A 23,181-nucleotide genomic window follows, 5' to 3' on the forward strand; every position below is an offset into this window, starting at 1 on the left:
GCGAAAAGGCCCGAGAGAACCGGTCAGTTGTACCCGCGCCAGCGGCGGCCGCACTCCTTGCATTTAAAGAATCGCGTCGGCGGCTCGTCGGCGGCGCCGGTCTGTTTGATCGTGTACCACGCCTCGCCGTGGCCGCACTCGTCGCAGACCACGTCGTTGGCGGTCGGCTTCCCCTCGAAGTTCGCGCCCTCCTCCGTCTCGATCACTTCGTCGCCGGTCTGTTCGGTCGTCGATTCGAACTCGGCGGCGAGCGCCTCGTCGCGCTCGGTGGTGGCGCCGCAGTCGTCGTTCTGACACACCATCTCCCCGTCGCGAGAGACCATCATCGAGCCGCAGTCGTCACAGAACTGCATATGGGGCGGCGTACGGCGTCGAGCGGTTTAGCTTCCGTGACTGCGCGCCGACATGCGGATCCGGTTCCGCCTCCGGAACGCCCTTGGGGTTCCCCCGACCAGTGAGACGCGAACATGAACCACCGAACGCTCGGGAACGTCGGCGCGGTCAGCGAGGTCGGCTACGGCTCCTGGCAGATCGGGAGCGACTGGGGCGACGTGAGCGAGTCCGAGGCCGTCGCGGCGGTCGAGGCCGCCCGCGACGCCGGGATCGACTTCTTCGACACCGCGGACGTGTACGGCGACGGACGTTCGGAGCAGATCCTCGGCGACGTGCTCGAACGCGACATCGCGAGCGACGACGTGACGGTGGCGACGAAGGCGGGCCGCCGGCTCGACCCGCACGTCGCCGACGGGTACGACGAGGCGAACCTCCGCCGGTTCGTGGACCGGTCGCGGGAGAACCTCGGGGTGGAGACGCTGGATCTCGTCCAGCTTCACTGCCCGCCGACGGACGTCTACTACCGACCGGAGACGTTCGACGCGCTCGAAACGCTCGTCGACGAGGGGCGGATCGCGCGCTACGGCGTCAGCGTCGAGCGCGTCGAGGAGGGGCTCAAGGCGATCGCGTACCCCGGCGTCGAGTCGGTCCAGATCATCTTCAACCCCCTCCGGCAGCGCCCCGCCGAGCTGTTCCTCGACGAGGCCGCCGCCCGCGACGTGGGCGTGATCTGCCGGGTGCCGCTCGCCTCCGGCCTGCTCACCGGCGCGCTCTCGCGGGACACCGAGTTCGCCGGGGACGACCACCGCAACTACAACCGCGAGGGCGACGCCTTCGACGTGGGCGAGACGTTCGCCGGCGTCCCCTACGAGGTCGGCCTCGACGCTGCCGACGCGCTCGCCGAGCGGGTCGACGCCGTCGCCGCCGACCCGACCGACGCGACCGGCGACGGTCTCTCGCTCCCGCAGCTCTCGCTGCGCTGGATCCTCGACCACGACGCCGTCTCGACCGTCATTCCGGGGTCGACGACGCCGGCACACGTCCGGTCGAACGCGGCCGCGAGCGAGCTCGCACCCCTCGACGAGGCAGACCGTGAGGCCGTCGCCGACGTGTACGACGAGTTCGTCCGCGAGCACGTCCACCAGCGCTGGTAGCGGATCCGACCGGCGACGGAACGAGTCGCTTTTCTCCCGAGCCGGGCCACGTCGAGGTGACCCGTGAACGACGGACCCGGTATCGGTGGCGACGCTCCGGGCGGTTCGGCGAGCGACGCCGACGCCGTCCCTGCCGACGCCGACGCTGCCTCCGAAGACGCCGACACCGCCCCCGCAGACGCCGTCCCCGACGACGAGCGCGAGGCGCTCCTGACGATCGCCGGCGGCGCCGTGATCACCGCCGGCGGCGTCTCCGGCCAGCGCGCGCTCACGGCCGCGACCGAGTTCGCGCTCACCCGGGGGCTCGGCCCGACCGCGTACGGCGTGTACGCGCTGGCGTGGCGGATCGCCCAGCTCCTCTCGCGACTCGTCACGTTCGGGAGCGTGCCGGCGCTCCAGCGGTACCTCCCCGAGTACGCGGACGACCCGGAGAGGCAGGGGGTCGTCGCCGGGCTCGCGTACGCCACGACGCTCGCGTTCGGCGTCGCCATCGCCGCCGGGATCTGGCTGGCCGCGCCGCGGATCGACGCGCTCACCGTCGATGACCCCGCGTTCCCGCCGACGATGCGCGCGTTCGGCCTCCTCGTCGGCCTGCTCGGCGTCGTGATGGTCGCGTCCGCGATATTCCGCGCGGTCGGCTCCGCCCGCGGCGAGATCGCCTTCAACAAGCTCCTCCGGCCCGTCGTCCGGCTCGTCGGCGCGGTCGCGGCGCTGGCGCTCGGCTACTCGGTCGTCGGCGTCGCCGGCGGCATCGTCGTCGCGACCGCGCTGCTCGCGGCCGTCGCCGCGCCGCTCGCCGCGCGGGTGACCGGCGTCGTTCCGTCGCTACGGGGGATCCGCCGGGAAGCGGGTCGGTTCTACAACCACGCGGCGCCGGTCGCGATGAGCAGCCTCGGGAAGGTGTTCCAGAACCGCGTCGACGTGCTGCTCGTCGGGGCGCTGCTGACGGCGACCGCCGCGGGGGTGTACAACGTCGTCCTCGTGCTGATCGCGATCGCGTGGATCCCGCTGCTCTCCTTCAACCAACTGCTGCCGCCGGTCGCCTCCGACCTGTACGCCGACGGTCGGACCGAGACCCTCAACGCGGTGTACGCGTCGGTGACCCGCCAGATAGTCGCGACGGTGATCCCGATCCTCGCCGTGCTCGTGGTGTTCGGCCGGGAGCTGCTCGGGCTGTTCGGCGACCCCTACGTCGCCGGGTACGTCCCCCTCGTCGTCTACCTCGGCGGGGTGTTCGTCGGGAGCGCGGTGGGCGCGACCGGCTGGCTCCTGATGATGACCGACCACCAGTACGCCCGGATGGCGCTCGACTGGCTGCTCGCCGCCCTCAACGTCGCGTTGACCTACGCGTTCGTCGTCCGGTACGGGCTCGTCGGGGCCGCGCTCGGGACCTCGCTGGCGATCGCGGTGCAGAACGCGATCCAGGTCGTCCTGTTGCGGTACTTCGAGGGGTTGTGGCCGTTCGACCGCACCTACCTCACCCCGCTGGCGGCCGGCGGCGTGACGCTGCTCGCGATGCGAGCGATCCGGGAGGTCGTCCCCGGGCGGGCCGCCGTCGTCGTCGGGACCGCGGGCGGGCTCGCGGTGTACGCCGCGACGCTGCACGCCATCGGCGTCGACCCCCGCGACCGACTCGTCGTCCGGGAGCTGGCGGGGCGGTATCGCGCGATCCTCGCGGAGCGGTTCGGTCGGTAGGTCGCGGACCGATCGGCGACGAAAAGCGGTGGACGGTGGCGGACAGCGGCGGACGTCGACGAACAGGCGCTGACGGCGGTCTAGCGCCCCGCCGCGGGGTCGGCGAGCAGCCGATCGAGGTGCGCGTCGAGCGCCGTCCGTACCCCCCCGATCGGGAACCCCTCGCGCGTCGAGAGCCGGCGGGTCCGGACGCCCGTGAGGAGGGAGACGAGGACCTCCGCCTCGGTGTCGGGGTCCGCGTCGGCGGCGAACGCGCCGGACTCGACCCCGCGCCGGAGCACGTCGGCGATCACCGATTTGAGAGTGTCGTCGACCACCGCGTACTGCTCGCGGAACCGATCGTTGTGGGGGGTCTCGCTGCGGAGCTCCAACAGCGCCACCTGCACGCGGTACTCGTCGTCGTCGAGCGACTCGGGGACGAGCCGGTCGACGAGCGCGCGGAGCTGCGCCTCGGGGTCGTCGATCTCGACTTCGATCTCCCGTCGGAACCGGTCGGTCGCGAACCCGAGAAAGGACGCGAGCAGGTCGTCTTTCCCGTCGTAGTGGTAGTAGAGCAGGGACTTGCTCTTGGGGAACTCGTCGGCGATCGCCTGCACCGTGAGGTCGTTGTACCCCCGTTCGACCAGCGCTCTGTAGGTCGCGCGCATGATCTCCGCTTCGAGGGGGTCGTCCGTCGCGATCCCGAGGGATCCGGCGGGTCCGGTCCCGGAACCGTCGGCCACCTCTGCGTCTCCGGCGTTCTCGGCGTCGACCACGTTACGGACTCACCTCGCGGCTGGCGTTGCGGGAGTGCATCTATCCGGTCTGATCGCCCCCCGTCGTTAAGCGTGCGGATCGCGCCCCGGCGTCCCCTCAGATCGCGCCCCGATTTCTCCCGGACTGCGCCGCGGCGCCCCCGTCTCCCTTCCAGAACGGTGACACTTTATGTGGACCGGCCCGTAGTGAGGATATGGAAACGATCGACCGCGGGTCGGCGGGGTCGGCCCGCGTCGCGATCGTCGGCGGGATCCACGGCGACGAGCCCGCCGGCGAGCGGATCGTCCGGCGACTCGCAGCGGAACTCGCCGGGGAGGATGAGGGGGAGGCGTCCACCGGCGAGGCTGGCGACGGGATAATCCGACTGATCGTCGCCAACGAGCGAGCGCTGGCGGCCGGAACGCGGTACACCGACACCGACCTGAACCGCGCGTTCCCGGGCGACGCCGACAGCGACGAGTACGAGCGGGCGCTCGCGCCCCGGCTCGCGGCCGAGCTGGAGGGGATGGACGCGGTGCTCGCGCTCCACACCTCTCACAGCGCGCCGCCGCCGTTCGCGATCTACAGCGAGCTCACGCCGTCGGTGCGCCGGAGCGTGACGGGGATGCCCGTCGATTACGTCGTCGACGCGGGCGGGCTCCGCGGGACGACCCTGGACTCGACGGTGCCCCACACCGTCTCGATCGAGGTCGGTCGACAGGGCAGCGAGGAGGCGGTCGCGTTCGGCTACGAGGCCTGTCTGGCGTTTCTGCGGGCGCACGGCGCGATCGACGACGAGCCGCCGACGTTCACCGAGACGACCGTCGTCGCGGGCGACGAGGAGGTGCCGAAGGGGGGCGGCGAGCCCACGGTTCACTTCGCCAACTTCGAGGAGATCCCCGCGGGGGCGGTGTTCGCCGAGGACGACGTGTACACCCACCGCGTCGAGGAGGAGGGCGTGGTCCCGATCCTCGCGAGCGAGGAAGGATACGAAGATATTTTCGGGATCTACGGGCGGGTGGCGGGAACGGTCGCGCCGGCGGAAGCGGCGGGGGAAACGGACGGTTCAGGTGGCTCGGACGGCGCGGCCGGCGAACGGAAACCGACGGAGTAGCCCGGACTCACTTCGCGGTCGGCGTCACGTCACCGACCGCGTCCATCACCTGCATCGCGGCGCTGGCGGCCAGCCCGCGGGCGACCTCGTCGGTGTCGGCGTCGGCGATGCCGGCCTCGAGTTCGTCGGGGTCCGGCGTGAACCCGGCCGAGACCGGGTGGCCCGCGGGCGGGTTGACGGCGACGGTCGCCTGCGGCCCGTTCGCGCCGACCGACAGCTCGGAGCCGACGGCGTAGCTGTTCGGGAGATACGACTCGGTTCGCGAGACGATTCCGGCGACCGCGCGCCGGAGACGCCGTTCTTGGTCCGGAGAGAGGTCGACGGCCGCGGGCTCGCCCGCGTTCGTCACACCCGGTGCCCCGGCGTACGGGTTGTTGCCGTTCATCGAAGACACGTCCGGTACGCGGAGACGGTTCAAAAAGGCGTCGGCGAGGGCGATCCGCGCGCGGACGCCGCGGGGCGCCTCGGAGGCGCCGCCTGAGGGCCTACAGGATCGGCTCGGACTCGCCGTACGCCGCGATGACGACCGCCGTCGTGAACCGCTCGGGCGCCGCGGCCGCCGTCTCCACGCGGACCTCGCGGTCCGGCAGGTCCCAGTCGCGCAGGTCGCCGCCCGCGTCGAGGCCCGCCTCGATCCGCTCGCGCACGTCGTCGGGGTCCTCGCCGGTCACCTCGTAGAAGAGTCCGGGCCCCGGACCGGTGGCCCAGCCGAGGCCGGCGGCCACGTCGGGGCGGCGACGCGGCGCTCGCTTCGAGTCGGCGTCCTCCGCGCCGGCGCGGCCGCCCTCGCGGAAGTCGACCTCGTCGCCCGGCCCGACCGTCCGCCGCGCCTCGACGACCGTGAGTCGGTCGCCGGCGGGGCCGAGATCCGGCGCCTCCGGGACCGCCTCGACGGTCGCCTCGGCGGGGACGACCGAGGAGACCGCGACGAGGTTGTAGTTGTGGAGGTTCGCGTCCGCGAGCGCGGCGTCGTAGGAGGCCATCGCCGTGTCGGCGACCCCGACGCCGCCGGCGACGTGGATGGTGTTCATCGCTGGAGCGTCGACGGCGCGGGAGGTAAGGAGTTACGAAGCGATCGCATCTCGACGGACTGCGACACGACATTTATAAACGACTGCGGTGGCGCGCCCCGGTGAGCGGCCCAGTGTTCACCGACAGGGAGAGAGCGAAGCTCTCGCTTGCAACCGGCGCTACGCGCCGGCTGGGGCTTTGGAGGTGTTCGCCGTTGAGCTGCCAGCAACGATTTATAAGCGAGCGGCTGAGGTTTTAAACGACATCACCGCCGATCAACGGTCAGAAGCCTCACAGAACTCGAAAACAACTCCCGGCCAGTGGCAGTACCCCTAGTACTGGTAGTTGATGACCTGCTCTTCGGTCTGCTCGGCGTCCTGCAGCTTCTCGCGGGCCGCCTCGAAGTCCGCCTGCCTGACCTCGGTGCGCCCGTCGCGGACCGCGAACATCCCGGCCTCGGTCGCCAGCGAGGCGATGTCGGCGCCGCTGTATCCGTCCAACTCCGCTGCGACCTCGCTCACGTCCGTCCCCTCGGCGACGTTCATGTCCTGCGTGTGGATCTCGAGGATTCGCGCGCGACCCTCGGCGTTCGGCTCCGGCACCTCGATGAGGCGGTCGAAGCGACCGGGACGCAGGATCGCCTCGTCGAGCATGTCGAACCGGTTGGTGGCGGCCATGATGCGGACCTCGCCGCGGTCGTCGAAGCCGTCCATCTCGCTGAGTAGCTGCATCATCGTGCGCTGGACCTCGGCGTCGCCCGAGGTCTTCGAGTCCGTGCGCTTGGCGGCGACGGCGTCGATCTCGTCGATGAAGATGACGGCGGGCTCGCGCTCGGCGGCGAGCTCGAACAGGTCGCGGACGAGCCGGGCGCCCTCGCCGATGAACTTCCGGACGAGCTCGGAGCCGGCCATCTTGATGAACGTCGCGTCGGACTCGTTGGCGACCGCCTTCGCCAGCATCGTCTTCCCGGTGCCCGGCGGGCCGTGCAGGAGGACGCCGCTCGGCGGGTCGACGCCGACCGCCTCGAACTGCTCGGGGTCGTCGAGCGGGTCCTCGACGGCCTCGCGCACCTCGCGGATCTGGTCGTCGATCCCGCCGATGTCGGCGTACTCGACCTCGGGCGACTCGGTGACCTCCATCGCCTGCGCCCGGGAGTCGGTCTCGTCGTCGAGCACCTGCTGGACCGCGAAGGAGTCGTTGATCGCGACGCGGTCGCCCGGCCGGAGGTCGGACTCCAGCGTCGTGGACGCCTGCGTCAGCACCTCCTGGTTGTTGCCGTGCTGTTTGATGACGACGCCGTCCTCGGTGATCTCCTCGACGGAGGCGATGTACAGCGAGGAGGTCTTCAGCACCTCGTTCTCGCGTTTCAGCTCGTCGACGTCCGTCTTCAGCTCGCCGCGTCGGTCCTGTGCGTCGTCGAGTCGGTCCTCGAGCTCGTCGTTCACCTGCAGGATCCGCCGGTAGTGCTGGCGGATGGCCTCGAGCCGCTCCGTCTCGCTCATCTCCGGATCGAGCTCCAGACGGGGACGGTCGGGCAGTGAGGGGCTATGAGACATTCGTTGGTGCCGGTTAGGAAGCGCGCGTAAATGTGCCTTTGGGTCACGGCGGTCTCCCGATCCGACCGTGCGGAACGGTCCCGTCGAACGACCGCGACTCGACCGACCGTCGGCGCGCCCTCTCGCGGTTCGGCCCTCGATCTCAGCCCCGACCGCTGTCCCAGTGTCGGCCGCCGCCTCAGTCTCTGCCCCGGTATCAGTATTGATACACTGGGGTCAACGTTTTAACCGATCCCGCGAGTAGCTCGCGTCATGAGCGCACGAACAGCGGTCGACCGCGGCGGACCGGGACTCGCAGCGGGCGATCAGCGGACCGCGGTCCTCCGATCATGAGCGACGCCGAGGCGCGGCCCACGGTCCTCGCTGTCGACGACGAGCCCGACCTCGCCGAGCTGTACCGGGTGTACCTCGACGCGGCCTACGACGTGCGGATCGCCACCGGCGGCGAGGAGGCCCTCTCGATGATGGACGAGTCGGTCGAGGTTGTCCTCTTGGACCGGCGGATGCCCGACATGTCGGGCCACGAGGTGCTGGAGGCGATCCGTGGAGCGGGGTACGACGCGCGGATCGCGATGCTGACCGCGGTCGAGCCCGACGTGGACATCGTCGAGATGCCGTTCGACGACTACAAGACCAAACCCGTCACGAAGGAGGACCTGCTCGCGCTCGTCGAGGTGCTGCTCCACCGCGCGAAGTTCGACGAGCACAGCCAGGAGTTCTTCGCGCTGGCGTCGAAGAAGGCCGCGCTGGAGGCCGCCGACACGACGAACACCGACGAGTACGAGGAGCTCATCGACCGGATGGAGTCGGTCCGGGACCGCGTCGACGACACCCTCGATCACCTCTCGGCGCGGGACGCGTTCGCCGAGGTCTCCAGCGAAGTCCCGTAGTGTCGACGACTCCCGCCTACTCGATCTCCAGCTCGCCGCCGTCGCCGTCGTCGCCGCCGCTCTCCTCGTCCCACTCCAGTTCGAGCTCGACGCTGAGTTCGCCCGGCCCGTCGACCGGTCCCTCGCGCTCGGCTTTCACCTCGAACGTCGGTCGCGCCGGCGGGTCCATCGTCACGGACTGATCGCCCTTCTTCAGGGTGACCGCGTTACCGGACTCCAGCGAGTCCGCGACCGTCCGGAGGTACGCGGCGATCTCGTCGCGGCTCCGACGACTCTCCGACTTGAACAGGACTTCTTCGGGCATACCGGCTCGTACGCGCCCCGGAAACATAAACACCGTCCGCGTCGCGGTGGCGGCGCGTCCCCCTGACCGTTTTATAGGCTCCGTCCGAACCCGCACGCCGTGACAGTCCCCGACTGGCTCCGCACGGTCGTCGCCGTCGCCGTGTACTGGACGGCGATCGCCCTCGGCGGGAGCGTCCTCCTCGCCGACCCGACGAGCCCGCTCGTCGCGATTCCGATTCTCGGCGGCGGCGCGGTCGTCGCGCACGCGGCGCGAACCGACCGGCTCGTGGAACTCGGGTACGCGGTGGGGACGATGTGGCTCGCCGTCCTCGCGGTCTCGGTCGGAACCGGCGTCGTCGACCTCGTCGCGGCGCCCGACGGCGAGATCGCGCCGCTCGCCGGCTCCCCGGGCGCCGCCGCGCTCGGAACCGTCGGGCTGTTCGGCGTTCTCGTCGTCGCGTACGCGGCGTTCTCTCGCCGGCGTGCGGGGCGCGACGGGTCCGATCCCGAGTGACGCGTCCGCGCTTTGAACCCGCCCTCAGAACCCGTCTTCGAAGGCGAACGTCCCGTCGCGCTGGACGACCTCGCCGTCGACCTCGATGACGGAGTCCTCGCTCATGTCGACGATCATGTCGACGTGCTCGGCGGACTCGTTGACCGCGTTCTCCTCGCCGACCGTCTCGGGGTACGCGGACCCGACCGCCATGTGGACCGTGTCGCCCATCTTCTCGTCGAACAGCATGTTATAGGTGAACCGGTCGATCTGGCGGTTCATGCCGATACCGAGCTCGCCGAGGCGCCGGGAGCCCTCGTCCGTGTCGAGGATACCGGTGAGCAGGTCCTCGTTGCGCTCGGCGGAGTGGGAGACGACCTCGCCGTCCTCGAACCGCAGGCGGACGCCGTCGATCTCGCGGCCGTAGCGGTACAGCGGGAGGTCGAAGTGGACCTCGCCGTCGACGCCGTCTCGCACGGGCGCGGTGAACACCTCGCCGCCGGGGAGGTTCGCCTCGCCGTAGTCGTTGAGCGTCGAGTTCCCCGACAGGTCCATCGTCAGGTCGGTCTCGTCGCCGGACGTGATGCGGACCTCGTCGGCGTCGTCCAGAATGTCGACCATCTCCGACTGGAAGGCGCGCTGTTCGTCCCAGTCGAGCGAGACGGCGTCCCAGACGAAGTTCTCGTACGCCTCGGTGCTCATCCCGGCGAGCTGGGCGTGGCTCGCGGTCGGGTACTGCGTGAGACACCACGTCTTCGAGAGGCGCGTCCGCTTGACGTCCTCCATCGCGCGGTTGTAGGCCGCGTTGGTCTCCGGGTCGACGTCGGCGTCCTCGGTGGCGTTCGCGCCGCCGCGCGCGATGACGAACACGTCGGCCTCCTCGTAGAGGGCGCGTCGGTGGCTCGGCTCGGAGAAGTCGTCGGACGAGCGCTTGAAGGCGCGCTGGGCGCGCTTCGAGTAGTTCAGGTAGACGGGGTTGGCGCCGCGGTCTCCACAGACCTCGTGGAGGGCGACCGCGAGGTCCTCGGCCTCCTTCGGCAGCTGGATGACCACGTCGTCGCCCGACTCGATGCCGGTGGAGTGGTCGGCGATGATCTCGGCGTGTTCGCGAACGCGTGCGTCCATACACCGGGTTTCGCGGCCGGGGAATTACGGCTTTTCCTTCCGGCGGCGCGCGTGGGGGAGCCGGCCGCAACGCGTTTGTCCCGCCGTCGCGTACGTCGGAATATGTCCCGGCTCGCGTTCCGCGCGGCCGCGGCCGTCGTCGGCGTCGCGCTGCTCGCGGTCTACCTGACGGCGGCGCTGTTCGTCGCCGACGCGCTGCGGCTCCTCTGGGCCGCCCGCCCCGACCTCCCCGTCCTCCTCGCGTTACTCGTCGCGGTCGCGGTCGGCTCGGCGTACCTCAGCTACCGGATCGGGACCGCGCAGGTGCTCGCGAGCCTCGACGGCGACCGGCTGCCCCGCGAGCGCGCGCCCGACCTCCACCGCCGGGTCGACGCGCTGGCGGCGCGGATGGCGGTCGACCGCCCGGCGCTGTACGTCACCGACGCTCGGACGCCGAACGCGTTCGCGGTCGGCGGCGGGTCGGGCGGCGGCGCCCTCGTGCTGGACCGGTCGCTGTTCCGCGTCCTCTCGGCCCGCGAGGTGGAGGCGATCGTCGCGCACGAGCTGGCGCACCTCGAGACGAACGACGGGCTCGCGCTCGCGATGGCCGACGGGATCGGACGCGCGCTCGTCGGGTTCGCCACGGTGCTCGCGCTGCCGGCCCTGCTGGCGCTCTCCGGGCTCGCCGCCGGCTCGGCGTGGATCCGCGGGCGCCCGGGCGACCGGTCCGGCCCCTTCGCGCGGCTCCACCGCGCGCTCGCGGGCGGGCTGTTCGCCGGATTCGTGCTCGCGACGTTCCTCACGCGGTCGCGCTCGCGAAAGCGGGAGTTCGCCGCCGACGACCGCGCGGCCGAGGTGACGGGCGACCCCGCCGCGCTCGCGCGGGCGCTCCGCCGGATCGAGCGCGCCGCGGAGCCCTCCTGGCCGTTCGCGCCGCTGTCGACGTATAAACGGACCGAGAACCCGGCCGAGCGCTGGCTGTCGACGCACCCGTCGATCGACGAGCGGGTCGAGCGCCTCCGAGCGAAAGCCGCGTCTCGGGGCCCGACGAGACGGATCCCGGCGGGGCCGTCGCGGGGGACCGCCGGGCGCGGACGGTCGCGGCGGTGAGGAGGCGCGCGACACCTGATTCGGCCGATACTGCGGTCGGCGCGTGCCTGCGAGGCCGCTTTGCGGCCGAGCAGCACCGCGCGAGGGAGTCGGCCACTCGGAGCGAAGCGGAGAGTGGCCGACGAGGCTGGGGAGGCGTGAGGCGCGGTTGCGGTGCGGGGCGGGACTCAAAGGGGCAGTCGCGAGGACGAAGGCGCGGGACGCAAGGACCGCAGGGAGCGAGCATCGCGAGCGACCGAGGACCGCAGCGACCGCACCGAGTCCTCGCGGCTGGGGCTTTGGAGACGTTCGCTGTCGATCTGCCAACAACCACTTATAAGCGAGCGACTGGGGCTTTGGAGACGTTCGCTGTCGATCTGCCAACAACCACTTATAAGCGAGCGACTGGGGCTTTGGAGGTGTTCACCGTCGATCCGCCGGCAACCATTTATAAGTAATCAACTGGGATTTGGCGGCGTCGACACCGACGGTTCCTGCCTCGCCGGCGTCTTACAGCCCGTACTGCTCCCGCGCCGCGTCGCCGAGCCCGCGCTCGTCGAGCAGGTCCAGCGGCGCCAGCATATCGAGCTGGACGACGCCGGGCAGCCGGCCGATCTGGACGCCGCCGGTGAAGGTGCACCGGGCGCGGATCTCGCCCTCGCTCATGTCGAGGAGCTGTCCCGCGCGGTCGAAGGCGTTCTGCGTGGCGTCGTTGACGGTGGCGCCGGAGCCGACGACCTGGATCGGGGCCATCTCGTCGTCGACGTCGACGCCGTGTTCCGCGCCGAGGTCCCGGCCGGCCTCGCGCTCCGCGTCGCTGTAGGGCTGGCTGATGAAGGGGAGGTCCGCCTCGTTCGGGAGGAGGACGGGACCGTCGATGTCGAGGTCCTCGATCACCTCCACGTCCATAGTGACCGTGCCGCTCACGTCGGTGGTGTGGAGCGAGAGTTCGCCGTCGCCCTGGTTCGCGTGGAGGTCGCCGACGTACACCCCGCCGCCGTCGACTTCGACGGGGCAGATCAGCGTGGCGCCCGCGCGGACCTCCGGGATGTCCATGTGGCCGTCGGTGCGCTTCTCGAGGTCGGCCTCGGTCTCGACGCCGTAGTCGTGGTCGGCGCCGATGAGGCTCTGTCCGAAGTCGCCCGCGTTGTGCGAGTCGGGCATCGTCACCGAGGGCGTCGTCCCGATGTTCCCGATGAAGGGGCGGAGCCGGCCGAGCGTGCCGGGCATCCCGTCCGGCTCGTACAGGAGGATCGGGTGTTGCCGGGCGTTCTCGGGGATGTCCATCACCTCGTCGGCGTCGAGCGCGAGCTCGTGGGCGCCCTCCTTGTCGAGGGTGACCCCGACCGCGTTCTCGTGGTCGAACGCGACGGTGTAGCCGTACTCGAAGCCGAACGAGGAGGCGTTGGCGCCGCACTCGGCACAGCGGATCGCGTCCTCGCCCGTGCCCTCGACGACGGAGTCGGGCCACGTCGTCCCGCACTCGGGGCAGCGGTGGTCGACGAAGGGGTCGTCGCCGAACGCGCCCTCGCGCTCCGCCATCGACCCCGTGCTCGTCGCCATGCTCGTCACGGTCACGTCGCGGATGCGGATCGCGATGGCGTCGCCGACCTCGGCGCCCTCGACGCGGATCGGGCGGGTCACCTCGTGGCCGCCGCGGAACGAGGGCGTGACCATCGGCCCCCAACACCCCGGCGGCGTGTACGTCTCCACCGTCCCGCCGTCCGCGACCGTGCCGGCCCACTCCTGATCGGGCCCGACCAGCCCGAGCGTGTACTGGTCGACGTAGAGTTCGTCTTGAACGCCTTGCTGTGACATACCACGTCGTGGTAGGGGCGTCGAGCGAATAATGCTACTGTTGGCGGAAGGGTGGGATCCGGTGTCGTGGGCGGGGTTTTCGGAGAACGATCGAGAGCCCTTGCGGTCGTTTATAACTGCGTCCCGCTATATCCTCACCCATGCAGACCCACGTCGTGCCGGTCGGCTTCGACTACGACCGCATGATCGCCCCGCTCATCCGGGACCAGTTCGACGTCGACCGGGTGATCCTGTTGGAGGGGACGGTCGGCAGCGAGGCCAACGTCGAGTACTCGCGCAACATCGCGCGCAAGCTCGAACAGGACTTTCGGAACCTGCTCGGCGCCGAGACCGTCCGCGAGCGGTTGGACGACGTGTACGACTACGACGCCGCCTTCGAGCGCGCCTACGACCTGATCAACGCGGAGCTGGACCGGGACGAGGGCGTCGAGGAGTCCGGCAAACGCGAGGTGTGGGTGAACCTCTGCTCGATGCCCCGGCCGGTCTCCTTCGCGTTCGCGACCGCGGCCCACTCGATCATGGTCGAGCGGCAGGACGACCGCGACCGCATCCACACCTACTACACCGCCCCGGAGAAGTACCTCGAGACCGAGCTCGCCGAGGAGCTGCGCGCGACGCGGGACCTCCTGCGGGAGCTGGTCGCGGACGACGCGGTGGCCGACGACCGCGTCGCCGACCGGCTCGCGAGCACCACCGACCTCCTGGCGGAGTTCGACGAGCGCGGCACCACCATCGGCGCGAAGAAAATCGGCGACAGCCACGTGATCGAGCTCCCGGTCGCCTCCTTCCAGAACGTCAAGCCGTTCGAGGAGCTGGTGCTGTTCACGCTGGGCGAGCACGGCGAGTTCGAGTCGGTCTCCGAGCTGGCCGAGACGCTCGCCGCCGACCTCAACGAGGAGTACACCGACTCGTTCCGCTCGAAGGTGATCTACAACGTCGACCGCCTCGGCCCCGGCGGCAAGGGGTACATCGAGCGCGAGGAACACGGGAAGTCCTACCGGACCACCCTCTCACGGATCGGCGAGCTGTGGGTCCGAGCGCACGCGGACGAGGATCGGAACTTGGCCTAGGACGCGTCGGATCCGAACGAACCGGTCGGTTGGTTATAAACGACTGTTGCTGGCGGATCGACGACGACCATCTCCAGAGCCCCAGTCGCTCGCTTATAAGTAGTCGATCGCGGAGTGACGGCGTGGGCTGCGACTTCCGTGCTCCCGCTCGCTCCGCTCGCGGGACCGCAGCCTCACGCCTCCCCAGCCTCGCGGTTCGCGCTCTCCGAGCGCTCACCGCATCCAGCGAGAATCGAAGATTCTCTGGCAGCCGGCGCGTAGCGCCGACGACCTCGCGCGCGCTGCTCGCGGCCGATGGGCCGCTCGCAGGTACGCAGGGCGAGAGCAAAGCTCTCGCTTGCAGCCGGCGCGTAGCGCCGGCGACGCCACCGCGGTGATTTAAATACGAAACCGAGCGCACCTCGCTGGTTTATAAATCATGTCGCCGTCGGCGGGTCGAAGCCCCGTTGCCGCCGCATATCGCGCGTGCGGTCCGCATCACGGTTCTGAGAGGGGGTGCCGTGACCGTCCCGTTTTTATCCGTGGGACGGGGAGACACACGCGATGACTCCGGCGCGGGACCCCGACGCGACAGACCGCGACGCCGCCGACCTCGACGACGACTTCGGCTTCGCCGAGCCGTCGACCGACCAGTCGTTCGAGAACGCGCTGGCGAAGGCCCGCGACGGAACCCGACTCTCAGTCGACGACGCGACCGAGCTGCTCGCGACCGGCACGGACGCCGAGGGGATCGACCCGGTCCGGAAGGAGCGCGTCCTCGAACTCGCCGACCGGCGGCGCCGCGAGGAAGTCGGCGACGAGGTCACCTTCGTCGCCAACCTCAACAACAACGTCACGACCGCCTGCAACACGGGCTGTCTGTTCTGTAACTTCAAGGACTCCGCGCACGCCTTCGAGGCCGACAGCGACGCCGACCACGCGGGCTTTACGAAGACGCCCGCCGAGTCCCGCGCGATCGTCGAGGACGCCCTCGACATGGGCGTCTACGAGGTGTGCTCGGTGTCGGGGCTCCACCCCGCCTTGGCGCTGAACGAGGAGCACCACGAAATCCTCCGGTCGTACGACGACCCCGAGAGCGCGGTGAACTACAAGCCGCCGTCGGCGTACGCCACCGACCCGGGCACCTACGTCGACCAGATCGAGGCGATGTCGGTCGGCGGGATCCACGTCCACTCGATGACGCCCGAGGAGGCGTACCACGCCGCCCGCGGCACGGAGTGGGAGTACGAGACGGTCTACCGCGAGCTGGCGGCCGCGGGGCTCGACTCCGCGCCCGGCACCGCCGCGGAGATCCTCGTCGACGAGGTCCGCGACGTGATCTGCCCCGGGAAGATCCGCACCGACGACTGGGTCGCGGCGATGGAGGGCGCGATGGCGGCCGGCCTCGACACCACCTCCACGATGATGTACGGCCACGTCGAGACGGTCGCCCACCGCGCGGAGCACCTCGGCGTGATCCGCGACCTGCAGGACCGCACCGGCGGAATCACCGAATTCGTCCCGCTCTCCTTCATCCACCAGAACACGCCGCTGTACCGTCACGGCGTCGTCGACTCCGGCCCCTCCCGCGACGAGGACGAACTCGTGGTCGCGGTCGCGCGCCTCTTCCTCGACAACGTCGACCACGTGCAGGCCTCGTGGGTGAAGTCGGGCGACGCGCACGGACTCAAGCTGCTCAACTGCGGCGCCGACGACTTCATGGGCACCATCCTCTCGGAGGAGATCACCAAGCGCGCGGGCGGCGACTACGGCGAGTTCCGCTCGTTCGACGACTACGTCGACATGATCACGGCGATCGGCCGCACCCCGGTCGAGCGCTCGACCGACTACCGCACCCGGCGCCGGATCGACCCCGACGACGGCCCCCACGGGCCGCGACTCGGTCCGCGCGCCGACGGGACGCCGATACTCCCGACCCGGTCGGGCGAGGGCTCTCGCCCCGAGGGCGAGTCGGCGGGCGCGGACGACTGACCCGGCCGACGACGCCGATCGGAGCGTCACGTCCCGCGTCTCCCGGCGAGCGGGAACGACCGGAATACTCTTTATCTTGGTAATCGTTAACACACTAACTATGCCCGCGTCAGACGCGCCGACTCCCGGCTCGGAGCGGGACGCGTCGCCCGAGGACGGCGACGCCGACCCGGACTCCCCGGCGATCGCACTCACCCGCACCGACGAGCGGGTGCTCGCGTATCTCGCCGACGTCGGGACCGATTACCCCGCGTTCGTCGCGAGCAACACGGGGCTGTACGTCGACCACGTCGAGTCGCGGCTGGACGCGCTCGACGCGGCGGGGCTCGTCGAGCGGGCGACCGGTGAGGAGGTCTTTCGGGTCACCGACGCCGGCCGCGACGCGCTGCGCGAGGACTGCGCGGCGTGGTCGGACTGACGGCTTTCGGGAGTCAGCGGCCGAGGTCCGCGTGCGCCGAGGAGAGGTGTCGGGAGCCGAGCGCCGCGAGCAGCGAGAGCTCGCCCGCGAGCGCGCCCACTGCGATCGCCTCCGCGAGCGCGTCGCCGTTGCTGCCGGCGGGGTCGCCGCCGCCGCGGACTCCCAGAATCTCGAGGCCGGCGGCCTGCGTCGGGAGCTTCGTCCCGCCGCCGACCGTGCCGACCTCGAGGCTCGCGAGCGACACGGAGAGGTAGAGGTCGCCGTCCGGCGTCGTCTCCGCGGTCGTGATCGCGTTCGCGCCCTCGACGACCTGCGCCTCGTCCTGCCCGGTCGCGAGGAACATCGCGGCGACCGCGTTGGCGACGTGGGCGTTGAAGCCGAGCCCGCCGGCCTTCGCGGACCCGACGAGGTTCTTCCGCGTGTTGATCTCGGCGATCGACTCCGGCGTCGTGTGGAGCCGCTCCTCGACGACCTCACGGGGGACCTCCACGTCGGCGCTCACGGAGCGCCCGCGGCCCTCGACCGCGTTGATCGCGGCCGGCTTCTTGTCCGAACAGAGGTTGCCCGAGAGCGCGACGAGCGAGGCGTCGGTCTCGGCCTCGATCGCGTCGCACGCCTCGCGGGTCGCGATTGTGACCATGTTCATCCCCATCGCGTCCTTCGTGTCGTAGCGGAACCGCAGGAAGACGTTGTTGCCGACGACGTACGGGGTCACGTCGAGCAGCTCGCCGTGACTCGTCGTCGACTCGGCGGCCTCCCGAAGGGTCTCCTCGTTGTCGCGGACCCACGAGACGAGCGCCTCCGCCTCGGCCACGTCGGCGACGCGGAAGACGGGCGCGCGCGTCATCCCGCTCTTCGTCACGCGCGCGGTCGCCCCGCCGGCGTCGTTGACGACCGAGCAGCCGCGGTTGATCGAGGCGACCAGGGCGCCCTCCGTGGTTGCCATCGGGAGGTAGCGCTCGCCGGAGAGCGCGCCGCCGTCGACCGCGACGGGGCCGGCGACGCCCATCGGCACCTGCACGGCGCCGACCATGTTCTCGATGTTCGACCCGTGGGCGTCGGCCGCGTCGAACGCGTACTCGCCGAGGGCGTCGACGTCGGCGTCGGCGGTCTCGGCGACGAGCAGGCGCCGGGCGGCCGCGGCGGTGTCGGCGTCGGCGTGCTCTTCGAGCTCGTGGAAGCGGACCTCGCCGTCGCGGACGCGCTCCGCGAGCGACGCGGGAGTTGGTTCGGTCATGGCCGGGGTTCCTCGCGGCGCGCGCTAATGGCTATCGGTTCCGGCGGCGCCGGAGGGGTCTCGGGGGCCGCTTCGCGGTCCCGCCGCCTACCGCCCGACGAACCCCGAGAGCCGCTCGCGGAGCGACTCGCCGCCGAGCTTGAGGTAGTAGGCGTCGCCGCCGTCCTCGTAGTAGTCGTCGATCCGGCGGACGACCTCGAAGCCGAGGTGTTCGTAGAAGCCGAGCGCCCGGGTGTTGGTCGTGCGGGCGTGGCAGGTGACAGACCGGTGCTCCTCGGCCACGTCGGCGATGAGGCGCTCGGCGTGGCCGCGCCCGCGGTGGTCGGGGTGGACGGCCAGAAAGAGGATGTAGCCGTCGCGGCGCACGGAGGCGAACGCGACGATCTCGTCGTTCTCGGTGAGGAGGTGCGTCGTGGACCGGCGGTAGGCGTCGACGAAGAACCCTCGCCGCTGTCGGAGGACGCCCTCCGCCGACCGGATCCGCTCTTTGAGCTCCCACGCTTCCGTGGCGTGGTCGGCCTCGCCGGGCGGTTCCGTCCGCTTTTCCACGTTGACGCTCACTGCACGAAGCTAACACGCCAACGGAATATAACTCCACCGCCAGCGGCCACCGAGCTACTCGGTCCGAAGCGACGCCGCGATCGACAGGAGCCCCGCGAACTCTACCGTCAGGACCGAGCCGATCCGGAGCGCGTCGGACGCCCACGCCGCCGGGACGTTGAGCACGGCGAAGGACCCGACGGTCAACAGTCCGATCCCGACGGAGAAGAGCAGCATCGGCCGGCGGTCGTACCGTTGGTACCCGCGGAACGCCTGCGCCGCGACGAACAGCCCCAGTCCGGCCGTGACGCCGTTCGCGACCGTCGCCGCGGCCAGCGGCGCGAGCGCGTCCGCTCGAACGAGCGCCACCGGTACCAGGAACACGAGGGCTCCGCCCGCCGCCGCGCCGGCCATCACCCGCGTCGTCCTCCGGCCGGGGTTCCCGTAGACCGCGTACAGGACGAACACGAGCCCCGTGAACTGCACCGCCACCGCGACCGTGTTCACGAGGAACAGCGACGCCCCCGCCGTCGATAGGACCACTCGCAGAGACGCGTGGACGGCCGCCGCCAGCGCGATCCCGACCGCGAGGAACCACGTCGACCGATCGCCGGACCGCCGGTACCCGTTGTACGCCGACACCGCGACCCAGGCGCCGACGGCGATCGTCGCCAGCGCGATCGCGATCGCGAACAGCACGACCGCGGCCGATCCGCCGTCCACGGTGAGTCCGGACCCGCTCATCGTAACCCCTCGTACAGTTTCGTGAACCGCTCGACGGCGTCGGATTCGGTTCGCTCGACCGACACCCTATACTCCCCGTCTCGGAGTTCGACCGTCACGCGCTCTAACCGCGCGGAGAACTGCCGGTAGTGGTGGCCGTCCGGATCGAGCTCCTGCTCTTCCTCGACCATGTCGAGCTCCTGTAGTCGGTTGATCCGTCGGTACACCGTCGGCGGAGACGCGTCGCATCGGTCGACGAGCTCCTGTGCCGACAGCGGCTCCCGACTCGTTTCCGCGAGGATCGAGCGAGCGTATTCGTCTTCCAGCAGCTCGCCGACGGTCTCGGCGCCGACCTGCTCCGAGCGCTTCCCCATCTGTCACGCGGACGTTCGTTCGGTGACAGAAAATACCCGATCACCGAGTTTCGTCCTCAGAAACTGTGGGTCTCGGATTAAGGTCTCTCGCCGGTCGGGCCCACATATGCCAGCGATCGAGACCGACGGCCTCACCAAGACGTACGGCGATCACACCGCGATCGACGAGGTGACGTTCACCGTGAGAGACGGCGAGGTGTTCGGCTTCCTCGGACCGAACGGCGCCGGAAAGTCGACCACGATCGGCGTCCTGCTCGGGTTCGTCGCCCCTTCCCGCGGAACGGCGACGGTGCTCGGCCACGACGTCGAAACGGCGCCGCGCGCGGTCCGCGGACGAGTCGGTTCCCTCCCGGACGGCGACGCGCTGTACGACGAACTCACGGGGGTCGAACACCTCCGTCTCGCGGGCGATCTGCGGGGGGTCGACGTCGACGCCGCGGAGCTCGTCGATCGCGTCGGGCTATCGACCGAGGCCGCGAAACGATCCGCGGGGACGTATTCAACCGGGATGCGCCGGCGGCTCGCGCTCGCGCTCGCCCTCGCCGGGGATCCCGACCTGCTCGTGTTGGACGAGCCGACGAGCGGACTCGACCCCGACGGGGTCTCGCGGTTGGAGCGGATCGTCCGGGCGACGGCCGACGGCGGCGCGACCGTGTTCTTCTCCAGCCACGCCCTGTCGCACGTCGAGGCGGTCTGTGACCGCGTCGGGATCCTCGACGGCGGGCGACTGGCGGCGGTCGGATCGTTCGACGAGCTCCGGACGACCGCCGACGCGGGAGCCGCCGACCGATCGCTCCGGGCCCTGTTCGACGCGTACACGTCAGATCGGAACTCGGAGACGGCGCGTCTAGGGGTTCGCGACGGGGAGGTAACGTGAGATGTCTCGCCGGCCCCGTTCGTCGCCGCCGACCGCGGGTCTACCCCCGAGGATCCGTCGGTCCCTCGCCGTCGCTCGCGCGGAGTTCGTCCGGATCGGTCGGTCGCGCAGCCTCCGTGCGCTGTTCGTCCTGCTACTCGCCGCGACGGTCCTCGCGTTCGTCGCCGGAAGCGACGGTGACCCGGCGTACGCGGCCGACGCCGCGGTCGGGCTGCTCGGGCTCCCGTTTCAGCTGACCGTCCCGGTCGCGGCGATCCTCGCGGGCTGTTTCACGCTCGCCGGCGATCGCGACGCCGGGACGGTACGGCTCTTGCTCGGGCTCTCTGCCTCTCGGACGGAGGTCGTCGCCGGGACGTTTCTGGGCGCGTTCGCCGCGCTGACGCTCGGCGTCGCCGCGGCGGTGGCGGTCGCGGTCCCCGCGAGCCTCGCCGCGACCGGACGGGTCCCGGCGTCGTCGCTCGCCGCCGCCGGGATCGCGACGACGCTACTCGCGGGGGCGTTCTTAGGGGTCGCCGTCGGGGCCGCCGCGCTCGCGTCCACACGGAAGCGATCGATCGCGATCGCGGTCGGCGCCCACCTCACCCTCCTGTTCCTCTGGGAGGCCGTCGTCGCCGGCGCGTCCTACGCGGCAACGGGATCGCTCCCGACCGCGCCGCTTCCGGTGTGGCTGGCCGCGCTCGATGCCTGCAACCCGATCGGGGCGTACGCGAGGGTCGCCGTGGCGCTCGGAGCCGAGACCGTCGCGCCGCTCCGCGTGTCGATCGGTCTCCTCGGCTCGGAGGCCGGCGCGACGACGGCGCGAGGAGCCGGGGGCGCTCCGGTGTACCTCTCCGACCCGTTCGCCGTCGCCGTACTCGGGCTCTGGACGGTGATCCCGCTCGCCGTCGGGACGCTCCGGCTCCGACGCCGTGACCTGTGACGGGTGGGAACGGAGGTGCTCGGTCGGAGCGCGGAGACGGGCCGAGTTTCTCGCCGTGAAACTCGGCACACCTTCATAAGCGGACACGGGGAGACGGACGAGACGCCCCCGGTAGCGTCTCCCCCCGCTGCCGCTTCGGCCCTCCGCCGAGACGGTCGTTCCCCGCGCTCACCGACCACCAGGGGCGATCGGTCGGTGACCCGCCGCCGTTCTCTTTTTGCGTTCGACTGACGCCTGGTGGGTCGTCTCTGACGGAAGCGTTTTGTCGCGCTCGGTCGTGGGTGTGGAATAATGGACCCGTCGCAAACGGGCCGGCAGCGCCTCCGTCGCGCGTTCCTGACCGGCGTCGCCGTCATCGTCCCCTCCGTCATCACGCTCGCGGTGCTCGGCGTGGTGTTCAACGCGATCTACGACTACTTGGACGCCTTCTCCACGGCGCTCGTCCCGCTGTTGCCGTCGGGGACGGTCCCCGTCGGCGGCGAGGTCGCGATCGAGGTCGCGACGCCGGTCGTGTTCGTCGCGTCGATCCTCGCGCTCGGAGTCGTCGTCGAGTCGACGCGCTACGGCGAGCTCGCGGTCGACTACGTCGACTACGCGATCGAGCAGATCCCCGGCGCCGGCTCCGTCTACCAGGGGTTCCGGCAGATGAGCGACGCCATGCTGGAGTCCGACAGCGGGAACTTTCGGGAGGTGGTCCTCGTCGAGTTCCCCACGGAGGCCGTCTACACCCTCGCGTTCGTCACGAGCGAGACCCCGGACGCGGTCGCCGCCCCGGCCGAGGGCGGCGAGATGCGGACGCTGTTCATGCCGATGGCCCCGAACCCGGTGATGGGCGGCCACGTCCTGTTCGTCCCCGAGCGCCGGATCGTCGAGGTCGACCTGAGCGTCGAGGAGGGGATCCGGGCGCTGGTGACGAGCGGCGTCGCCCTCGAACGGGCCGCGGCCGACGCCGACGGGGTGTCGCCGGAACAGGTCCGTGACCCCGACCGCGGCGGGCGGGTCGGCTCGTACCACTCCTCGATGTCGGACGCCGCGAAGCGCCCCGACGCCGACGGGGAGTCCGACGAGCGGGTCGCGCCCGACGAGCGAGGTGACGACTCGTGAGCTACGCCCTCCGCGAGCACACGGCGGACATCGCGGTCGAGGCGACCGCGCCGACCCTCGCGGCGCTGTTCGAGGCCGTCGCCGACGGGCTCACCGCCGCGAGCTGCGAGGCGGTTCCCGACGCCGGAGACCGGTTCGAGCTCTCCGTGACCGCCGAGAGCCGCGAGGCGCTCCTCTTCGACTACCTCGACCAACTGATCTACGAGCGCGACGTGCGGCTCGTGCTCCCCGCCGATCACCGGTGTGCGGTCTCGGGGCCGGGCGATGCCGGGGGCGACGACGACACCGAGGGCGACGACGGTGCCGGGAGCGACGACGCCGCGTGGACCGCCGAGGCGACGGCCCGCGGCGTCCCCCTCGACGCCGTCGCCGCCCGGGAGATCAAGGCGGTCACCTACTCCGAGATGACCCTCGAACGGCGGGGCGACGGGTGGTACGCGTACGTCGTCTTCGACGTGTGAGGGCCGTAACAGGCCGTGAATCGGGAATGTGTAAAAACCGTTATCCGTGGTGAGTACCTTGTCATCGTATGTCACCGTCAGCCCGAGGCGGTACGGACGCGGGAGTCGAAGCGGAACCGACGGCCGAACCGCAGTCGGAGGCGACGGCCGGGCGGCACGCCGAGAGGGACGGGCGGCACTGGCGCGCCGGCGCCGTGGGCGGATTGGTCG

At 70.8% G+C, this 23,181-nt stretch carries 25 protein-coding genes; 13 read left to right on the top strand and 12 right to left on the bottom strand.

Going from position 1 to position 23,181, the window contains the following annotated elements:
* Positions 1–23 precede the first annotated feature (23 nt).
* Positions 24–353 carry a transcription factor S gene (locus tag C469_RS13190; protein WP_008007397.1) on the bottom strand — a complete coding sequence of 110 codons (330 nt, stop codon included), beginning with the start codon at positions 351–353 and terminating at the stop codon, positions 24–26.
* A gap of 114 nt (positions 354–467) precedes the next feature.
* On the opposite strand from C469_RS13190, the gene C469_RS13195 reads away from it, so the two are divergent.
* Positions 468–1,487: an aldo/keto reductase gene (locus C469_RS13195; RefSeq protein ID WP_008007399.1), complete on the top strand. Its 1,020-nt coding sequence runs from the start codon at positions 468–470 to the stop codon at positions 1,485–1,487.
* A gap of 63 nt (positions 1,488–1,550) precedes the next feature.
* Complete coding sequence (locus C469_RS13200) at positions 1,551–3,182, top strand: lipopolysaccharide biosynthesis protein (RefSeq protein ID WP_008007401.1); 1,632 nt, start codon at positions 1,551–1,553, stop codon at positions 3,180–3,182.
* Positions 3,183–3,262: 80 nt separating this feature from the next.
* Here C469_RS13200 and C469_RS13205 read toward each other — a convergent pair whose 3' ends face one another.
* Positions 3,263–3,937 (bottom strand): TetR/AcrR family transcriptional regulator, encoded by a 675-nt coding sequence (locus C469_RS13205; RefSeq protein ID WP_008007403.1) that lies wholly within the window; start codon positions 3,935–3,937, stop codon positions 3,263–3,265.
* Positions 3,938–4,131: 194 nt separating this feature from the next.
* Between C469_RS13205 and C469_RS13210 the strand changes: the two genes are divergently transcribed.
* On the top strand, positions 4,132–5,031 hold the full coding sequence (locus tag C469_RS13210) for a succinylglutamate desuccinylase/aspartoacylase domain-containing protein (protein ID WP_008007405.1): 900 nt from the start codon (positions 4,132–4,134) through the stop codon (positions 5,029–5,031).
* 7 nt (positions 5,032–5,038) lie between these two features.
* Here the strand turns inward: C469_RS13210 and C469_RS13215 are convergent, their stop codons facing one another.
* The 3 genes from C469_RS13215 to pan2 all read right to left on the bottom strand — a co-directional run bounded on the left by C469_RS13215 (position 5,039) and on the right by pan2 (position 7,598).
* Positions 5,039–5,416: a DUF5811 family protein gene (locus tag C469_RS13215; protein ID WP_008007407.1), complete on the bottom strand. Its 378-nt coding sequence runs from the start codon at positions 5,414–5,416 to the stop codon at positions 5,039–5,041.
* Between the two features lie 100 nt (positions 5,417–5,516).
* Complete coding sequence (locus tag C469_RS13220; protein ID WP_008007409.1) at positions 5,517–6,062, bottom strand: pyruvoyl-dependent arginine decarboxylase; 546 nt, start codon at positions 6,060–6,062, stop codon at positions 5,517–5,519.
* Between the two features lie 312 nt (positions 6,063–6,374).
* A complete protein-coding gene (pan2, locus tag C469_RS13225; RefSeq protein ID WP_008007411.1) occupies positions 6,375–7,598 on the bottom strand; it encodes a proteasome-activating nucleotidase Pan2 in 1,224 nt (407 codons plus the stop codon).
* A gap of 329 nt (positions 7,599–7,927) precedes the next feature.
* Here pan2 and C469_RS13230 point away from each other — a divergent pair, with 329 nt between their 5' ends.
* The gene (locus C469_RS13230; RefSeq protein ID WP_008007413.1) at positions 7,928–8,488 is read left to right on the top strand and encodes a response regulator; all 561 of its coding nucleotides are present in this window, start codon (positions 7,928–7,930) and stop codon (positions 8,486–8,488) included.
* 16 nt (positions 8,489–8,504) lie between these two features.
* On the opposite strand, the gene C469_RS13235 is transcribed toward C469_RS13230, so the two are convergent.
* Positions 8,505–8,792, bottom strand: a complete 288-nt coding sequence (locus C469_RS13235; RefSeq protein WP_008007418.1) for an amphi-Trp domain-containing protein — start codon at positions 8,790–8,792, stop codon at positions 8,505–8,507.
* Between the two features lie 99 nt (positions 8,793–8,891).
* On the opposite strand from C469_RS13235, the gene C469_RS13240 reads away from it, so the two are divergent.
* Positions 8,892–9,287, top strand: a complete 396-nt coding sequence (locus C469_RS13240) for a hypothetical protein (protein ID WP_008007419.1) — start codon at positions 8,892–8,894, stop codon at positions 9,285–9,287.
* A 24-nt stretch (positions 9,288–9,311) separates the two neighbouring features.
* Here the strand turns inward: C469_RS13240 and C469_RS13245 are convergent, their stop codons facing one another.
* Positions 9,312–10,391, bottom strand: coding sequence for an aminopeptidase (locus tag C469_RS13245; protein ID WP_008007420.1), 1,080 nt, complete (start codon positions 10,389–10,391; stop codon positions 9,312–9,314).
* A 102-nt stretch (positions 10,392–10,493) separates the two neighbouring features.
* On the opposite strand from C469_RS13245, the gene C469_RS13250 reads away from it, so the two are divergent.
* Complete coding sequence (locus C469_RS13250; RefSeq protein WP_008007421.1) at positions 10,494–11,480, top strand: M48 family metallopeptidase; 987 nt, start codon at positions 10,494–10,496, stop codon at positions 11,478–11,480.
* A gap of 489 nt (positions 11,481–11,969) precedes the next feature.
* Here the strand turns inward: C469_RS13250 and C469_RS13255 are convergent, their stop codons facing one another.
* The gene (locus C469_RS13255; RefSeq protein ID WP_008007423.1) at positions 11,970–13,277 is read right to left on the bottom strand and encodes an acetamidase/formamidase family protein; all 1,308 of its coding nucleotides are present in this window, start codon (positions 13,275–13,277) and stop codon (positions 11,970–11,972) included.
* Between the two features lie 140 nt (positions 13,278–13,417).
* Here C469_RS13255 and C469_RS13260 point away from each other — a divergent pair, with 140 nt between their 5' ends.
* The 3 genes from C469_RS13260 (at position 13,418) to C469_RS13270 (ending at position 16,736) form a co-directional block, all read left to right on the top strand.
* A complete protein-coding gene (locus C469_RS13260; RefSeq protein ID WP_008007425.1) occupies positions 13,418–14,347 on the top strand; it encodes an HFX_2341 family transcriptional regulator in 930 nt (309 codons plus the stop codon).
* Positions 14,348–14,890: 543 nt separating this feature from the next.
* On the top strand, positions 14,891–16,318 hold the full coding sequence (cofH, locus tag C469_RS13265; protein WP_008007427.1) for a 7,8-didemethyl-8-hydroxy-5-deazariboflavin synthase subunit CofH: 1,428 nt from the start codon (positions 14,891–14,893) through the stop codon (positions 16,316–16,318).
* 100 nt (positions 16,319–16,418) lie between these two features.
* Positions 16,419–16,736 (top strand): DUF2250 domain-containing protein, encoded by a 318-nt coding sequence (locus C469_RS13270; protein WP_008007428.1) that lies wholly within the window; start codon positions 16,419–16,421, stop codon positions 16,734–16,736.
* A gap of 13 nt (positions 16,737–16,749) precedes the next feature.
* Here the strand turns inward: C469_RS13270 and hmgA are convergent, their stop codons facing one another.
* From hmgA to C469_RS13290, 4 genes are all read right to left on the bottom strand, one after another.
* Positions 16,750–17,973 carry a hydroxymethylglutaryl-CoA reductase (NADPH) gene (gene hmgA, locus C469_RS13275; RefSeq protein WP_008007430.1) on the bottom strand — a complete coding sequence of 408 codons (1,224 nt, stop codon included), beginning with the start codon at positions 17,971–17,973 and terminating at the stop codon, positions 16,750–16,752.
* Between the two features lie 87 nt (positions 17,974–18,060).
* On the bottom strand, positions 18,061–18,534 hold the full coding sequence (locus C469_RS13280; RefSeq protein WP_008007432.1) for a GNAT family N-acetyltransferase: 474 nt from the start codon (positions 18,532–18,534) through the stop codon (positions 18,061–18,063).
* A gap of 54 nt (positions 18,535–18,588) precedes the next feature.
* Positions 18,589–19,257 (bottom strand): DUF7521 family protein, encoded by a 669-nt coding sequence (locus tag C469_RS17375; RefSeq protein ID WP_008007434.1) that lies wholly within the window; start codon positions 19,255–19,257, stop codon positions 18,589–18,591.
* The gene (locus tag C469_RS13290; protein WP_008007436.1) at positions 19,254–19,610 is read right to left on the bottom strand and encodes an ArsR/SmtB family transcription factor; all 357 of its coding nucleotides are present in this window, start codon (positions 19,608–19,610) and stop codon (positions 19,254–19,256) included. Before C469_RS13290 ends, C469_RS17375 begins: the two co-directional genes overlap by 4 nt.
* Before the next feature lie 106 nt (positions 19,611–19,716).
* On the opposite strand from C469_RS13290, the gene C469_RS13295 reads away from it, so the two are divergent.
* From C469_RS13295 to C469_RS13310, 4 genes are all read left to right on the top strand, one after another.
* On the top strand, positions 19,717–20,487 hold the full coding sequence (locus C469_RS13295) for an ABC transporter ATP-binding protein (protein WP_008007437.1): 771 nt from the start codon (positions 19,717–19,719) through the stop codon (positions 20,485–20,487).
* 1 nt (position 20,488) lies between these two features.
* Positions 20,489–21,406 carry an ABC transporter permease gene (locus C469_RS13300; protein WP_008007439.1) on the top strand — a complete coding sequence of 306 codons (918 nt, stop codon included), beginning with the start codon at positions 20,489–20,491 and terminating at the stop codon, positions 21,404–21,406.
* Positions 21,407–21,697: 291 nt separating this feature from the next.
* Positions 21,698–22,510, top strand: coding sequence for a DUF502 domain-containing protein (locus C469_RS13305; protein ID WP_008007441.1), 813 nt, complete (start codon positions 21,698–21,700; stop codon positions 22,508–22,510).
* Positions 22,507–22,971, top strand: a complete 465-nt coding sequence (locus C469_RS13310; RefSeq protein WP_008007443.1) for an archease — start codon at positions 22,507–22,509, stop codon at positions 22,969–22,971. Before C469_RS13305 ends, C469_RS13310 begins: the two co-directional genes overlap by 4 nt.
* Positions 22,972–23,181 lie beyond the last annotated feature (210 nt).

Origin of the sequence: Halorubrum lipolyticum DSM 21995, assembly GCF_000337375.1 — an archaeon.
Taxonomy (GTDB): Archaea; Halobacteriota; Halobacteria; order Halobacteriales; family Haloferacaceae; genus Halorubrum; species Halorubrum lipolyticum.